Genomic DNA, 13,846 nt, shown 5'->3' on the forward strand with positions numbered 1-13,846 from the left:
AAAATACGTTTGACAGAAGGTAGTTCTGCCTATCTACGTCAAGCAAGCGTTTTTCTCAAAGCGGCGGGACCGGACGACCATGGCCAATGCGAAGAAGCCCTCCGGCGTGGAAGGGCAGAAGGAAGCGAGCCACCGCCTCCGCGGCGACGTCGCCGAAGCCCTGTCGGCCCCCGAAGCGCGCGGCGGCATCAGCGAAACCGCGCATACCCTGGTCAAATTTCACGGGTTTTACGAGCAGTACGACCGGGACACCGCCACCGTCCGCAAGCAGCGCGGCGAGGACAAGGAGTGGCAATTCATGATCCGCGTCCGCCCCACCGGCGGCACGATGACCGCGGAACAATACTTGGTCCTGGACGCGCTGGCGGACCGCTATTCCAACGGCACGCTGCGCATCACCACCCGCGCCTCCATGCAATTCCACGGCGTCTTGCGGGAAAATGTGAAGGCCACGGTCGCCGAGGTGAACCACGCCTTGCTGACCACCATGGCCGCCTGCGGCGACGTGGTGCGGCAGGTGATGGCGAGCCCCGCGCCGGTCCGCGACGCCGCCCACGCCCGCGTGCTGGCCGACGCCCGGATGCTCGCCGCCGCGCTGATGCCGAAGACGCGCGCCTACCACGAGATCTTCCTCGACGAGGAGCGGGTGGCCGGGTCGGGCGAGGAGGAGGAGCCGCTCTACGGCGCCACCTACCTGCCGCGGAAGTTCAAGATCGCCATCGCCCACCTGGACGAGCGGGGCGGCGACAACAGCGTGGACGTGCTGAGCAACGACCTCGGCTTCATCGCCGTGTTCGAGAAGGGCGCCCTCCAGGGCTACCAGGTCTGCATCGGCGGCGGCCAGGGCATGACGCACAACCGCGCCGACACCTACCCGCGCCTCGCCACGCCGATCGCCTTCGTCGGTCCGGATGACCTGCTCCGCGCCGCCGAGGCGGTGGTCCGCTACCAGCGCGACCACGGCGACCGCTCCGACCGCCGCCGCGCCCGCCTCAAATACGTGGTGGACGACCGCGGCGTGGACACGGTGCGCGAGGAGCTGGCGGTCTACTGGGGCGGCCCGTTGCCGGCGCCGCGCGATCTGCCGCGCCTCCGGATGCCGGAGCTGCTCGGCTGGCAGCCGCAGGGCGACGGCCGCTGGTGGCTCGGCGTGCCGGTGCCCTCCGGCCGCATCCAGGACACGCCCGACACGGCGCTCCGCAGCGCGCTCCGCGAGATCGTGCAGCGCTTCGGCGCCGACCCGGTCTTCACGCCGCAGCAGGACGTGTTGCTGACCAACCTGCCGGAGGAGGCCCGCCCGCAGGTCGACGCCGTGTTGCGGGCCCATGGCGTCACCATGGCCGAGGACCTGACGCCCCTCGCCCGCTGGGCGCTCGCCTGCCCCGCGCTGCCCACCTGCGGCCTCGCGCTGACGGAGGCCGAGCGCGTGCGCGCGCCCCTCGTGGCGCAGATCGAGGCGGCCATGGCGCGGCACGGCCTGGGGGGCGAGCGCGTCTCGCTCCGCATCACCGGCTGTCCGAACGGCTGCGCGCGGCCTTACTCCGGCGACATAGGCCTCGTCGGGCGCGTGCCGGGCAAGTACGCCATATTCCTCGGCGGCGACTTCGAGGGCACGCGCCTGTCCTACAAGTTCCTGGAGCGCGTGCCGGAGGACGACATCGGCGCCACGCTCGAACCCTTGTTCGCCGCCTTCGCCGCGCAACGCCGACCCGGCGAAGGCTTCGGCGACTTCGCGCACCGCCTCGGCCCCGACGCCGCGCTCGCCCTCGCCGGGCGGGGCGCCCCCGCAGCCGCGGCCTGACCTTCGAGAAGACACGACATGCACCGACGTTCCCTCCTCGCCCTGCTGCCCGCGGCGGCGCTCGCCGCCCGCCCGGCCGCCGCCTGGACGGCCCGCGCCCAGTCCAAGCCCGCCGCTTGGCCGGAAAATCCCGTGCGGATCATCGTCCCCGTCGCCACCGGCGGCAGCCAGGACATCGTGGCGCGCCTGCTCGCCCGGCACCTGACCGACGCGCTCGGCCAGAACGTCGTGGTGGAGAACCAGCCCGGCGCCGGCAGCAACATCGGCTACGAGCACGCCGCGCGGTCGAAGCCGGACGGCTACACGCTGCTCGCCGGCTCCGACAGCCTGTCCATCAACAAGGCGCTGTTCCCACGCCTGAGGTTCGACCCGGTGGCCGACTTCGCGCCGGTGGCGCGCGCCGTGCGGGTGCCGCAGATCCTCGTGGTGCGCGCCGACCACCCCGCGCGCTCCCTGGAAGACTTCCTGCGCCTCGCGCGCGGCGGCCCGGTCGCCGTCGGGACGCCGGGCAACGGCAGCCTCGCGCACCTGCTCGGCGAAGTGGTGCAGGAGGCGGCCGAGGCGCGCTGGACCCACGCGCCGTACCGCGGCGGAGCGCTGGCGGTGAACGACCTGCTCGGCGGCTCCTTGCAGGGCGTGCTCATCAACATCGGCGCGGTGACGGAGCACGTCCGCGCCGGGCGGCTGCGCGGACTCTTCGTTTCCTCCGGCCGGCGCACGCTGGCGCTGCCGCAGGTGCCGACCCTGGCCGAAGCGGGCATCCGCGACGCCGAGGCGGTGGGCTGGCATGGGCTCGTCGCCCCCGCCGGCACCGACCCCGCCATCGTCTCGCGCGTCAACGCCGAGACGGCGCGCGTGCTCGCCCGGCCCGACGTGGCGGAGCGCGTGGCGGCGCTCGGCATGGAGCCGGTGGAAGAACCGCCGGAGGCGCTCGGCGCTCTGATCCGCGCCGACGCCGAGCGCTGGGCCGCGGTGGTCCGCCGCGCCCGCATCCAGCCGGACTGACGCCCCGGGCGCCGAACGGCTAGCCTGGACGGGCACGCACGGAGCCGGCCAATGCTGCCCCTCGCCCTCGATTTGTCCGACTGGCCGGTGCTGCTGGTGGGCGACGGCCGCGCCGCCCTGGCGCGCCTCGGCATGCTGGACGCGGCCGGCGCCCGCCGCCTGACGGTCTTCGCCGAAGCGCCCTCGCCCGAGATGCGCGAGCGCGCCGGCGCCCGGCTGGTCGGACGCTTGCCCTCCGACGCCGAGGTGGTGGAGGCCCGCCTCCTGTTCACCGCCGGGCTCGACGAGGCGACCACCGCGCGCCTCGCCACCCTCGCCCGCGCGCACCGCGTGCTGGTGAACGCCGAGGACGTGCCGCCCTTCTGCGACGCCTACGCCCTCGCCATGGTGCGCCGCGGCAGCTTGGTGATCGGCGTCTCCACCGAAGGCCGCAGCCCCGCCGTCGCGCGCCTGCTGCGGCAATGGCTGGAGCGGCGCTTCGGCCCGGAGTGGGAAGGGCGCTTCGCGGAAGCCGTGGCCTTGCGCGAGGGCTTGCGCGCCGATGGCGCGACGGGCGCCGAGATCGTCGCCGCGACGGCCGGCCTCATGGAACAGTGGTTGGCCTGCCCCTGCGACCTCGCCCGTTAATCGTGGAGGGCGAGCGCCCCGTCTCGGCCGCTCCGCCTTGCCGCGCCGGAACGCCGCCCCGCTAGCCGGCACCGCGACGCGCAGCTGGGCCATTGCAGGGCCGGCCCGTTTCGCCAAATCGTAATGAAGCCGGCGTAACCGCGTCGGGAACCTCCGACTTTGGGGGTGGTTAGCCGCATGCTGCGTTGCAGCGCTGCCAGGTCGGGCATCAGACAGCGGCGAACCACCCTCCTCGCTCGCGGACCACACCACCCGCCCGCTTGCGCATCCCGGGCGAGGGTGGACGGCCGCGGCACACCAAGGAAGAGTTAGCGTTGAATCTTTTCGCAGCAGCCAAGAAGCTCGCTTCTGGCCCGGCGCTCCTCGCCGGCGCGGCGGCGGCCCTCGCCGGGCTCGCCCTGGCGAACCACGCCGCCGCGCGCCGGGCTGAGCGCGAGCACCCGCCCCGGGGCAGGTTCGTCGAGGTCGACGGCGTCCGACTGCATTACACCGACAGGGGCGCCGGGCAGCCGATCGTCCTGATCCACGGCAACGCCGTGACGGGCGACGACTACGACACTAGCGGCATCGCCGAGCGGTTGATCGATACCCACCGGGTCATCGTCTTCGACCGCCCCGGCTTCGGCCACAGCGAGCGCCCGCACGGGCGGTCCTGGACAGCCGCGGCGCAGGCCGAGCTGCTCCACAAGGCGTTGAAGCGCCTCGGGGTCGAGCGCCCGGTGGTCGTGGGCCATTCCTGGGGCGCGATCGTCGCCCTGTCCCTGGCCGCGCGGCACAAGGCCGACACGGCGGGGCTCGTCGTGCTGTCCGGCTACTACTTCTGGACCGCGCGCCCTGACGTGCTGCTGGTGGTGCCGGCGGCGGTGCCCGTGCTGGGCGACGTCCTGCGCCACACGCTCTCGCCGCTGCTGGGCCGGCTGCTGATGCCGCTTCTGAAGCGGGCCATGTTCTCGCCAGCTCCGGTGGCGAAGCGGTTCCGGGCGGAGTACTCGGACGCGATGGCCCTGCGGCCTTCCCAGATCCGTGCCACCTCGAGCGACGGCGCGCTGATGATCCCCGGCGCGGTGCGCCTGCGCCACCGCTACGGCGACCTCGGCGCCATGCCGGTCGCCATCGTGGCGGGACGCGGCGACAAGATCGTCTTCAAGCGCGCGGCCGAGCGGCTGCACGCCGAGATACCGGGCAGCACGCTCCGGATCGTCGAAGGGGCGGGGCACATGGTCCACCATTTCGCGCCGGCGGAGGTCGTCGAGGCGATCCGATCGGTCGCCGCGGCGGCCTTCGCCGGGACGCCGAATGAGCTGCGGAGATCGCCACAGCGGGCGGTCCGGGAAGGGTCCGCCCTGGCGGCCTAGGAAGGAAAGCCCCACCTCGCCCCATGCCGCCGCGAGGACTGGCCGCGTCGGCAGGGCGCCGACGGCCACGCTCCTAAGCCGTGGCCGTCGGCGGCTCGTCCAGGTCGAGGCCGGCGCAGAGTTCGTCGAGCGGGATCTCGACGCTGATCTCGGGCATGGCCAGCCTGTCGCCCCGGAACAGGAGGGCGACGGTCCAGTGCATCGCCGGCGCGCGCGTAGGCGGTCGCCGCGGCGCGCGCCTGCTCGATCGTGACGTAGCGCCGCACGGAGGGCGTCTCGCGGTACTCGCGCGCCTTGTCCATCCGGTCCACCGTCTGCGTGCCCTCGCTCAGCACTTCGAACACCGCCACTGGGGAACGCTCGACGGCGTCGCGCGCCGCGCCGGGTTCGCCGCAGGTGACGGAGGCGTCCGGGTAGCGGATGCGCCCGGGCACTTCGATCTTGAGGTTGCTCCCGTACGCGCGGCACGGACCGCCCCGCAGGCGGCTCCCGAGGGCGACCAAGAGGTTCACCGAAATGGTTTCGTGCGCCCGGATGCCGCCGGTCGTGGCGACCGTGGCGAAGCCGTCGAACTCGTAGCGAAGCTCCTGCCGCTCCTCCCAGGCGAGGAACTCGGCGAGCGTCGTCGGCAGCGGGCGGTGGGCGAGCGACACGGCTTCGTCGTTCTAGCACGGGCGCCGGCGCGGCTCACCCCTCCCTAAGCGCCGCCCCCGCCGCCAGCGGCGCCAGCGGCAGCGCCGCGGCGACCAACGCGCCGAGCAGCAGCAGCATGGGCCGCACGGGCAGCCCGGACGCCGCCGCTTCGATCGCTGCCGCGCCGAAGATCACCGCCGGGATCGCCAGCGGCAGCACCAGCAGCGGCAGCAGCGCCCCGCCGCGCCGCGCCCCCAAGGTCAGCGCCGCGCCCGCGGTGCCGAGCAGCGACAGGAACGCGGAGCAGAGGCCGAGCGCCGCCAGCGCCGCGGGCCAAGCGTCCACGGGCAGTTGCAGCATCGCCGCCGCCACCGGCGTCGCCAGCAGCAGCGGCACGCCCGTCGTCAGGAAGTGCGCCGCCGCTTTCGCGCCCGCCAACGCCGCAGGCGAGAGGCCCGATAGCAGCAGTTGGTCCAGCGTCCCGTCCTCCGCGTCCGCGCCGAACAGCCGGTCCAGCGGCAGCAGCGCCGCCAGCAGCGCCGACGCCACCAGCGCCCCCGGCGCCAACCGCGCCAGCGCCTCCGGCGCCGGGCCGGAGCCGAAGGGGAACAGCGCCGCCACCAGCACGAAGAACAGCACCGCCGCCAGGGTGTCCCCCGGGTGCCGCGCGGCCAAGCGGAGTTCCTGCGCCAGCAGCGCGGACCACGGGCGCGGCGGTGTCACAGCCGGAACTCGGCCGCGCCCGGCAACGGCAGGGGCAGGTGCGTCGCGGCCACCACCGCGCCGCCGCCCTCGCGGTGCCGCGCCAGCAGTCCGCCGAGGCGCGACACGGCGGCGGTGTCCAGGCCCAGGGTGGGCTCGTCCAGCAGCCAGAGCGGCGCGGGCGCCAGCGCCAGCCGGGCCAGCGCCAAGCGCCGCCGCTGCCCCGTGGAGAAGAGGCGCACCGGCAGTTCCGCCAGCGGCAGCAGGCCGAGCGCCGCCAGCGCCGCGCCCGCGTCCCCGGCGGCGCCGTGCAGCCGCGCCGCGAAGGCCAAGGTTTCCCGCGCGGTCAGGGCAGGCTTGAGCGCGTCCTGGGGCGAGAGGTAGCGCAACCGGCGCGCGTGCTCCACGCGGTCGCCCAGCGCGTCCTCGCCCTCCCACAGCAGCGCGCCCGCCGCCGGGCGCAGCAGCCCGGCCAGCAGCCGCAGCAGGCTGGACTTGCCCGCGCCGTTCGCGCCCGTGAGCAGCAGCGCCGCGCCCGGAGGAACCCGAAACGAGACGCCGGCGAAGACCGCCCGCTCGCCCCGCAGGCAGGCGAGTTCCCGCGCTTCCAGCACCGGCCCCTACCCGGCGCCGCGCGCGGTGGACCAGCCCCCTGGCGCCATGCTTAACACCCGCCCATATCGCAACCGGCGATCGACACGATTTCGGACAAAGGGACTCCCGGACCATGCGGATGATCGGGCAGGACAGCCTGAAGACCCGCCGCACCCTGACGGTGGACGGCAAGACCTACAACTACTTCAGCCTGCCCGAGGCGGCCAAGAGCGTCGGCGACGTTTCCCGCCTCCCCTTCAGCCTGAAGGTGCTGTTGGAGAACGTGCTCCGCTACGAGGACGGCCGCACCTACCGGGTGGAGGACGCCAAGGCCATCGCAGGCTGGCTGCCCTCCGGGCATTCCGAGAAGGAGGTGCCCTTCCGCCCCGCCCGCATCCTGATGCAGGACTTCACCGGCGTCCCCGCCGTGGTGGACCTCGCCGCCATGCGCGACGGCATCGTCAAGCTCGGCGGCGAGCCGCGCCGGGTGAACCCGCTGGTGCCGGTGGACCTCGTGATCGACCACTCGGTGATGGTGGACGTGTCCGGCACGCCGACGGCCCTCAAGCAGAACGTGGACATCGAATTCCAGCGCAACGGCGAGCGCTACGAGTTCCTGCGCTGGGGCCAGTCCTCCTTCGACAGCTTCCGCGTGGTGCCGCCCGGCACCGGCATCTGCCACCAAGTCAACCTGGAATACCTCGCGCAGGTGGTCTGGACCGCGCAGGACGGCGCCGACACCTACGCCTACCCGGATAGCTGCTACGGCACCGACAGCCACACCACCATGGTCAACGGCCTCGGCGTACTGGGCTGGGGCGTGGGCGGAATCGAGGCGGAGGCGGCCATGCTCGGCCAGCCCATCGCCATGCTCATCCCCGACGTGATCGGCTTCCGGCTGATGGGCAAGCTGCGCGAAGGCGTCACCGCCACCGACCTCGTGCTCACCGTCACCCAGATGCTCCGCAAGAAGGGCGTGGTGGGCAAGTTCGTCGAATTCTTCGGCGAGGGCCTGAACGAGCTGCCGCTCGCCGACCGCGCCACCATCGGCAACATGGCGCCCGAGTACGGCGCCACCTGCGGCTTCTTCCCGGTGGACGCCGTCACCATCCAGTACCTCCGCCTGTCCGGCCGCGACGAGCACCGCATCAAGCTCGCGGAGGAGTACGCCAAGGCCCAGGGGCTATGGCGCGAGAGCGGCATGCCGGACCCGGTGTTCACCGACACGCTGGAGCTCGACCTCTCCACCGTCGAGCCCTCCTTGGCCGGGCCGAAGCGGCCGCAGGACCGCGTGGCGCTGTCCAACGCCGCCTCCGCCTTCGCCCGCGACCTCGCCGCCGGCGCCATGGGCGTTCCGGGCGACGAGGCGTCCAAGCGCGTGCCCGTCGCGGGCTCGAATTACGACCTGGGCCACGGCGACGTGGTGATCGCCGCCATCACCTCCTGCACCAATACCTCCAACCCCTACGTGCTGGTGGCCGCGGGGTTGGTGGCGCGGAAGGCGGTGCAGAAGGGCCTCACCGCCAAGCCCTGGGTGAAGACCTCGCTCGCCCCGGGCAGCCAAGTGGTGACGGAGTACCTGGAGAAGTCCGGCCTGTCGCAGGACCTGGACGCGCTCGGCTTCCAGACGGTCGGCTACGGCTGCACCACCTGCATCGGCAACTCCGGCCCGCTTGCAGACCCGATTGCGGACGCGATCGAGAACAACAAGCTGGTCGCCGTCTCGGTGCTCTCGGGCAACCGCAATTTCGAGGGCCGCGTCCACGCCAACGTCCGCGCCAACTACCTCGCCTCGCCGCCGCTGGTGGTGGCCTACGCGCTGGCCGGCACCATCACCAAGGACCTGACCAAGGACCCGATCGGCGCCGGCAAGGACGGGCAGCCGGTGTACCTCAGGGACATCTGGCCGACCCAGAAGGAGGTGTCGGACATCGTCCACCAAGTGGTCACGCGGGAGATGTTCCAGGAGCGCTACGGCGACGTCTTCAAGGGTCCGGAGCAGTGGCAGGGCATCCGCGTCGAGGCGGACAGCGACACCTACCGATGGAACTCCGGTTCCACCTACGTGCAGAACCCGCCCTACTTCGAGGGCATGAGCCCGGATGTGGAGCCGGTCACTTCCATCCGCGGCGCGCGGGTGCTGGCGGTGCTGGGCGACTCGATCACCACCGACCACATCTCGCCCGCGGGCTCCATCCGCAAGAACTCGCCGGCCGGCGAGTACCTGCTGGAGCACCAGGTCCGGCAGAACGACTTCAACAGCTACGGCGCCCGCCGCGGCAACCACGAGGTCATGATGCGGGGCACCTTCGCCAACATCCGCATCAGGAACGAGATGGTGCCGGGCGTCGAGGGCGGGTACACCAAGCACCAGCCCTCGGGCGAGCAGATGCCGATCTACGACGCCGCCATGCGCTACAAGCGCGAAGGCGTGCCGCTGGTGATCTTCGGCGGCAAGGAGTACGGCACCGGCTCGTCGCGCGACTGGGCCGCGAAGGGCACTTTCCTGCTCGGCGTGAAGGCGGTCATCACCGAGAGCTTCGAGCGCATCCACCGCTCCAACCTGGTCGGCATGGGCGTGCTGCCGCTCACCTTCCGCGAAGGCCAGGACCGCAAGACGCTCGGCATCACCGGCGAGGAGCTGATCGACATCCTCGGCTTGGAGGAGCTGCGGGCGCGGATGACCGTGGAGATGGTGATCCACCGACCTGACGGCCGCGAGGACCGCGCGGAACTCCTCTGCCGCGTCGATACGGCGGACGAGGTCGAGTACTACAAAAACGGCGGCATCCTGCACTACGTGCTGCGCGGGATGGCCAAGGCGGCGTAGGCGCTCGCCGCGTTCGGGCCTGCACGGCGCCGCCGCCGCGGGGCGCCGCCTTTTCCCCTCGCCTGCGGATCGCTGGCGAAAGGGGTTCCGATGGAACTGCCAAGCGCCCGTGTTGTTGCATAGGCGCTGTATGAACGGAGGCATTCGAGAATGACCATCATGAAGCCGGCCATCGCCGTCGTCGCCCTGCTCGCCTTCGCGGCGTGCGAGCAACGGCCCCAAGGGCGCTACACCTCGCCCGGCACGGGTCCGACGGGTGAACCAGGCCGGCCGACCGCGGCCAATCCGACCGGCTCTTCGCCTTCTCCCGCAACCGGCGGCGGCGTTCCCGTCCCGCCCGCACGTGGCGGTTCAGGTGGTGTGGGCGGCGGTCTTCAGCCTGGCCTGGGCGGCACGACCGGCTCCGGTCGCTGAGGCGTTCGACGCGGCGCGGCTCCATGAGGGCCGTGCCGCTGGTCAGCTGGTCAGCCCGGGGCGAACGCGGCGCGGATGAAGGCTCGGTAAAGCATCACCTGCTTTGGCATCAGCGCCGGATCGCGCAGGGTTTTGGATAGCGTGATGCTGCCATCCACCAGGGCGGACGCCATGTCGGCCAGATCGCGCAGGTCGAGGTCCATCCGTGGCGGGTAACGCTCGGCGATGCGCAGGAAGCGCGCGTGGAACCGCTCGCGCCACGCCAGCACCGCCGAGCGGTTTAGCTCCCGTATGTCGCGGCTGAAGAGCTGCTCCTGGTAGCAGTAGGAAGCCACGAGGCAGCCCGGGTGCGCGCCGCCCGGCAACTCCGCCAGCATCTCCGCGAAGAATTTCAGGAACACGAGGAAGCCGTGCAGCGGGTCCTCGTTCAACGCGTCCGCGCGCTCGAACAATTCGTCCAAGATGCGTTTGTCGGTTTCGATGAAGCGGACGAGCAGGGCCTTGGCGAGGTCGTTCTTGTCGCTGAAGTGGTAAAAGAACCCGCTCTTGGAGATGCCGGTCGCCGCGATCAGCTCGTCTATCGAGGTCGCGGCGAAGCCCTTGCGGAGGACCGAGGCCTCTGCTTCGTCCAGCAGGCGCTCGCGCGCCGAGACCTTCCTCGTGGCGACCTTTTCGAGCATGGTCCGACTGTACTACGGGTGCAGTTCCTCCGTCCGCTGTGCGGTGCATCACGGAACGAAGCGGCCGCAAAGCTTTGATTCCGTTGCATTAGGTCTGGCGCCCGCCCCTGGACCACGCGTCGGCTATCGGCGCCGGCCGCGATTGCGCATTCCTCCAGCCGCGTGAAACGCGAAAGAGGAAGAGGAACGCCAACGCCATGAACGCCACCGACCTGTGGGGCAACGCCGTGTCCGGCGCGAGCCCAGCGACCGTGCGCGGCCTGGAGGCCGCCACCTTGAAGCTGCACGCCTACCAAGCCGACCCTGTCGCCGACATCGACGCGGTGATCGCGGAACAACCTGACTGCCCCATGCCGCACGCCTTCCGCGCCGGCGTCCTCGCCACCGCGCTGGACAAGGCGTTCGAGGGGGAGATGCTCCGCAGCCTCGAAGCCGCCGAAGCGCTGGCGCCCCGCGCCAACGACCGGGAGCGCGGGCACATCGCGGCCCTGCGGCTCTGGGCGGACGGCGACTACTCCGGCGCGACCGAGGCGTGGGGCCGCACCGCCATCGCCCACCCGCGCGACGGCCTCGCCGTCCAGTTCGCGCACATCGGCGACTTCGCGCTAGGCTATTCGCACATGCTGCGCGACCGGATCGCCCGCGTGCTGCCGTACTGGCGCGGCGCGCCGGGCCAGGGCTTCATGCTCGGGATGCACGCCTTCGGCCTGGAGGAGAGCGGCGACTACGCGGCGGCCGAGGAGGTAGGGCGCAAGGCGCTGACGCTGGACCGGCAAGACGGTTGGGCCGCGCACGCCGTCGCCCACGTCATGGAGATGACGGGCCGCGCGGCCGAGGGCGTAGCCTTCATCCGGGCCACCGCGCCGGATTGGGCGCCGGGCAGCATGTTCGCTTACCACAATTGGTGGCACCTCGCGCTGTTCCACCTCGACCGCGGCGACGCGGCGGAGGCGCTGCGGCTGTTCGACGAGGACATTGCCGGCGGGAACTTCGGCCAAGCCCTGGAACTGGTGGACGGCTCGGCCCTGCTCTGGCGGTTGCACGCTCTGGGGCACCCGGTGGGCGACCGCTGGCACCGGCTCGCGGACGGCTGGAAGGCGCGGATCGCGGACGGCGCCTACGCCTTCAACGACCTGCACGCGATGATGGCCTTCGTCGGCCTCGGCGACGCAGCGGCGCAGCGCGAGCTGATCGCCAACGTCCGGCGGTCGGCCGAGGGCGCCGGCACCAACGCCATGATGGCGCGGGAGGTCGGGCTGCCCGCCTGCCTCGGCTTCGCCGCCTTCGGCCAGGGCGACTACGCAGAGGCGGTCGCCCAGTTGCTGCCGATCAGGGGCAAGGCCAACCGCTTCGGCGGCAGCCACGCGCAGCGGGACGTCTTCTCCTGGACGCTGACGGAGGCGGCGCTCCGCCTGGGCGACAAGCCGCTGGCCGAGGCCATGGCGACGGAGCGCTTGGCGGCCAAGCCCGACAGCCCACTCAACCTCGCCTGGGCGCGCCGCGGCGCCGCGCTGGAGGCGAAGCGGGCGGCTTGACCGAGGGACACCGGCGGGCGCGGCCGGTGGCGCCCGCCGACACTTCGCAGGAATTCGGTCTGGATGGCCCGGACTTCCACTGTAAGTTGATAGGTCCTTATGTTATTGCACAACCGCCGCAATAAGCGGCCGGTCGGGCCCGCTCCCGGCCGCCCGCCATGCGACGGAGGCACCGGATGCTGCTCGGCGAGCTTTTCACCATCAACGGGCTGGTGACGCCGGACGACGTCGCGTCGGCGCTCGAGGAGCAGAGGCAGCGGGGCGGTCTGCTGGGCGAAATCCTCGTGGCCGCGGGACGGCTTTCCCGCGAAGCCCTGGCCGAAGCGGTCGCCGCCGTGCCCGCGGCGCCGTCCTCGCTCGAGGACACCGGGCTCAGCCTGCCGGACCTGCTGAACCTGCTCACCAAAATCCTGCAATCCGGCTCCGTGGACACGGTGGCCAAGGCCGCCGACGTGCTGAGGCTGCCATCGCGCCTCGTGCAGAATCTGGTGGACGAGGCCAAGGCGCGGAAGCTCATCGAGATCCTCGCCGCTGCGACCCTCACGGGCCGGCCCCGCGTCGCGCTCACCGCGGCCGGGCGGGAATGGGCGCAGCAGGCCTTCGAGCAGAACGCCTATGTGGGCCCCGCCCCGGTCCCGCTGGCGGACTACATCGCGCGCATCAAGCGCCAAGCCATCGGCGACGAGCGGGTGCCCCCGGAGGCGGTGGCCAAGGCGCTGGCCGGGCTCGTGACGTCCGACGACCTGGTGTCCCAGGTCGGCCCGGCGGTCAACTCGGGCCGGCCGATCCTGCTCTACGGTCCGCCCGGCAACGGCAAGACCTCGGTGGCCGAGCGCATCGGCTCGGTTTTCAGCTCCATGATCTACGTCCCGCACTGCTTCGAGGTCAGCGGCCAGATCGTGAAGGTCTTCGACCCCGACATCCACCGGGAGGTCGCCTCGTCCGCCGCCGCCGACCCGAGCCAAAGCAGCAGCATCCGGGCCGCCGGCTTCGACCGCCGCTGGGTGCCCTGCCGGCGCCCGTTCGTCGTCACCGGCGGCGAGCTGACGCTCGAGATGCTGGACCTCAGCTTCAACCCGCTGGCCAAGTTCTACGAGGCGCCGCTGCACGTGAAGGCGCTGAACGGCACGTTCCTGATCGACGACTTCGGCCGCCAACTGGTCAGCCCGGAGGCGCTCCTCAACCGGTGGATCGTGCCGCTGGAGAGCCGCAAGGACTTCATGAAGCTGCACACCGGCAAGAGCTTCTCGCTGCCCTTCGACGAGCTGGTGATCTTCTCCACCAACATGCCGCCGGGCCAGCTGATGGACCCCGCCTTCCTGCGCCGCATCCCCTACAAGATCGAGGTCACGGGCCCGAGCCCGGCGGAGTTCGGGCAGATTTTCCGCGCGGTCGCGCGCGCGCGCGGCGTGGTTGCCACGGACGAGGCGATCGCCTTCGTCATCTCCGAACTCGCCGAGCGCCAAGGCGTCGCGCTCGCCGCCTACCAGCCCGGGTTCATCGTCGGCCAGGTGCTCGCGGCGTGCAAATACCGCGGCGCCCCTCCCGCGTGCCACCGCGACGTGCTCGCCTTCGCCATCGGCAACCTCCACCCCAAGGAAGACCCCGACGGCTACGGCATGGCCCCGCGCAAGGGCTGAGAGGCGGCGCGGCGGCGAGGCCTGCCGCAG

General features: G+C 72.0%; 12 protein-coding genes. 8 read left to right on the forward strand and 4 right to left on the reverse strand.

Annotation, left to right across the window (positions count from 1 at the left end):
- Positions 1-79 precede the first annotated feature (79 nt).
- From ABD067_RS25905 to ABD067_RS25920, 4 genes are all read left to right on the forward strand, one after another.
- Complete coding sequence (locus ABD067_RS25905; RefSeq protein WP_343898326.1) at positions 80-1,801, forward strand: NADPH-dependent assimilatory sulfite reductase hemoprotein subunit; 1,722 nt, start codon at positions 80-82, stop codon at positions 1,799-1,801.
- Between the two features lie 18 nt (positions 1,802-1,819).
- Positions 1,820-2,806, forward strand: coding sequence for a Bug family tripartite tricarboxylate transporter substrate binding protein (locus ABD067_RS25910; RefSeq protein WP_343898327.1), 987 nt, complete (start codon positions 1,820-1,822; stop codon positions 2,804-2,806).
- A gap of 51 nt (positions 2,807-2,857) precedes the next feature.
- A complete protein-coding gene (locus ABD067_RS25915; protein ID WP_343898328.1) occupies positions 2,858-3,433 on the forward strand; it encodes a precorrin-2 dehydrogenase/sirohydrochlorin ferrochelatase family protein in 576 nt (191 codons plus the stop codon).
- Positions 3,434-3,747: 314 nt separating this feature from the next.
- The gene (locus ABD067_RS25920) at positions 3,748-4,788 is read left to right on the forward strand and encodes an alpha/beta fold hydrolase (protein ID WP_343898329.1); all 1,041 of its coding nucleotides are present in this window, start codon (positions 3,748-3,750) and stop codon (positions 4,786-4,788) included.
- Here ABD067_RS25920 and ABD067_RS25925 read toward each other — a convergent pair.
- From ABD067_RS25925 to ccmA, 3 genes are read right to left on the reverse strand one after another with little or no spacing between them, the layout of a single operon-like run.
- Positions 4,785-5,441, reverse strand: coding sequence for a Uma2 family endonuclease (locus ABD067_RS25925; RefSeq protein WP_343898330.1), 657 nt, complete (start codon positions 5,439-5,441; stop codon positions 4,785-4,787). The genes ABD067_RS25920 and ABD067_RS25925 overlap by 4 nt on opposite strands.
- 34 nt (positions 5,442-5,475) lie before the next feature.
- A complete protein-coding gene (gene ccmB / locus ABD067_RS25930; protein ID WP_343898332.1) occupies positions 5,476-6,144 on the reverse strand; it encodes a heme exporter protein CcmB in 669 nt (222 codons plus the stop codon).
- Positions 6,141-6,737 carry a heme ABC exporter ATP-binding protein CcmA gene (gene ccmA, locus ABD067_RS25935; RefSeq protein ID WP_343898333.1) on the reverse strand — a complete coding sequence of 199 codons (597 nt, stop codon included), beginning with the start codon at positions 6,735-6,737 and terminating at the stop codon, positions 6,141-6,143. The genes ccmB and ccmA overlap by 4 nt, the downstream gene beginning before the upstream one ends.
- Positions 6,738-6,850: 113 nt before the next feature.
- Between ccmA and acnA the strand changes: the two genes are divergently transcribed.
- Together acnA and ABD067_RS25945 are read left to right on the forward strand one after the other, a co-directional pair.
- Positions 6,851-9,547 (forward strand): aconitate hydratase AcnA, encoded by a 2,697-nt coding sequence (acnA, locus tag ABD067_RS25940; RefSeq protein ID WP_343898334.1) that lies wholly within the window; start codon positions 6,851-6,853, stop codon positions 9,545-9,547.
- Positions 9,548-9,697: 150 nt separating this feature from the next.
- A complete protein-coding gene (locus ABD067_RS25945) occupies positions 9,698-9,961 on the forward strand; it encodes a hypothetical protein (RefSeq protein WP_343898335.1) in 264 nt (87 codons plus the stop codon).
- A gap of 50 nt (positions 9,962-10,011) precedes the next feature.
- On the opposite strand, the gene ABD067_RS25950 is transcribed toward ABD067_RS25945, so the two are convergent.
- Positions 10,012-10,641 carry a TetR/AcrR family transcriptional regulator gene (locus ABD067_RS25950; RefSeq protein ID WP_343898336.1) on the reverse strand — a complete coding sequence of 210 codons (630 nt, stop codon included), beginning with the start codon at positions 10,639-10,641 and terminating at the stop codon, positions 10,012-10,014.
- Positions 10,642-10,838: 197 nt separating this feature from the next.
- Here ABD067_RS25950 and ABD067_RS25955 point away from each other — a divergent pair, with 197 nt between their 5' ends.
- Together ABD067_RS25955 and ABD067_RS25960 are read left to right on the forward strand one after the other, a co-directional pair.
- The gene (locus tag ABD067_RS25955) at positions 10,839-12,176 is read left to right on the forward strand and encodes a tetratricopeptide repeat protein (RefSeq protein ID WP_343898337.1); all 1,338 of its coding nucleotides are present in this window, start codon (positions 10,839-10,841) and stop codon (positions 12,174-12,176) included.
- A gap of 176 nt (positions 12,177-12,352) precedes the next feature.
- Complete coding sequence (locus tag ABD067_RS25960) at positions 12,353-13,816, forward strand: ATP-binding protein (protein WP_343898338.1); 1,464 nt, start codon at positions 12,353-12,355, stop codon at positions 13,814-13,816.
- The last annotated feature ends 30 nt before the right edge of the window (positions 13,817-13,846 follow it).

Origin of the sequence: Craurococcus roseus (assembly GCF_039523795.1) — a bacterium.
GTDB lineage: Bacteria > Pseudomonadota > Alphaproteobacteria > Acetobacterales > Acetobacteraceae > Craurococcus > Craurococcus roseus.

Coding starts and splice junctions, on each gene's coding strand:
- ABD067_RS25905 (WP_343898326.1), top strand. CDS start 80: ATGGCCAATGCGAAGAAGCCCTCCGGCGTGGAAGGGCAGAAGGAAGCG.
- ABD067_RS25960 (WP_343898338.1), top strand. CDS start 12,353: ATGCTGCTCGGCGAGCTTTTCACCATCAACGGGCTGGTGACGCCGGAC.
- ABD067_RS25910 (WP_343898327.1), top strand. CDS start 1,820: ATGCACCGACGTTCCCTCCTCGCCCTGCTGCCCGCGGCGGCGCTCGCC.
- ABD067_RS25950 (WP_343898336.1), bottom strand. CDS start 10,641: ATGCTCGAAAAGGTCGCCACGAGGAAGGTCTCGGCGCGCGAGCGCCTG.
- acnA (WP_343898334.1), top strand. CDS start 6,851: ATGCGGATGATCGGGCAGGACAGCCTGAAGACCCGCCGCACCCTGACG.
- ABD067_RS25945 (WP_343898335.1), top strand. CDS start 9,698: ATGACCATCATGAAGCCGGCCATCGCCGTCGTCGCCCTGCTCGCCTTC.
- ABD067_RS25915 (WP_343898328.1), top strand. CDS start 2,858: ATGCTGCCCCTCGCCCTCGATTTGTCCGACTGGCCGGTGCTGCTGGTG.
- ABD067_RS25955 (WP_343898337.1), top strand. CDS start 10,839: ATGAACGCCACCGACCTGTGGGGCAACGCCGTGTCCGGCGCGAGCCCA.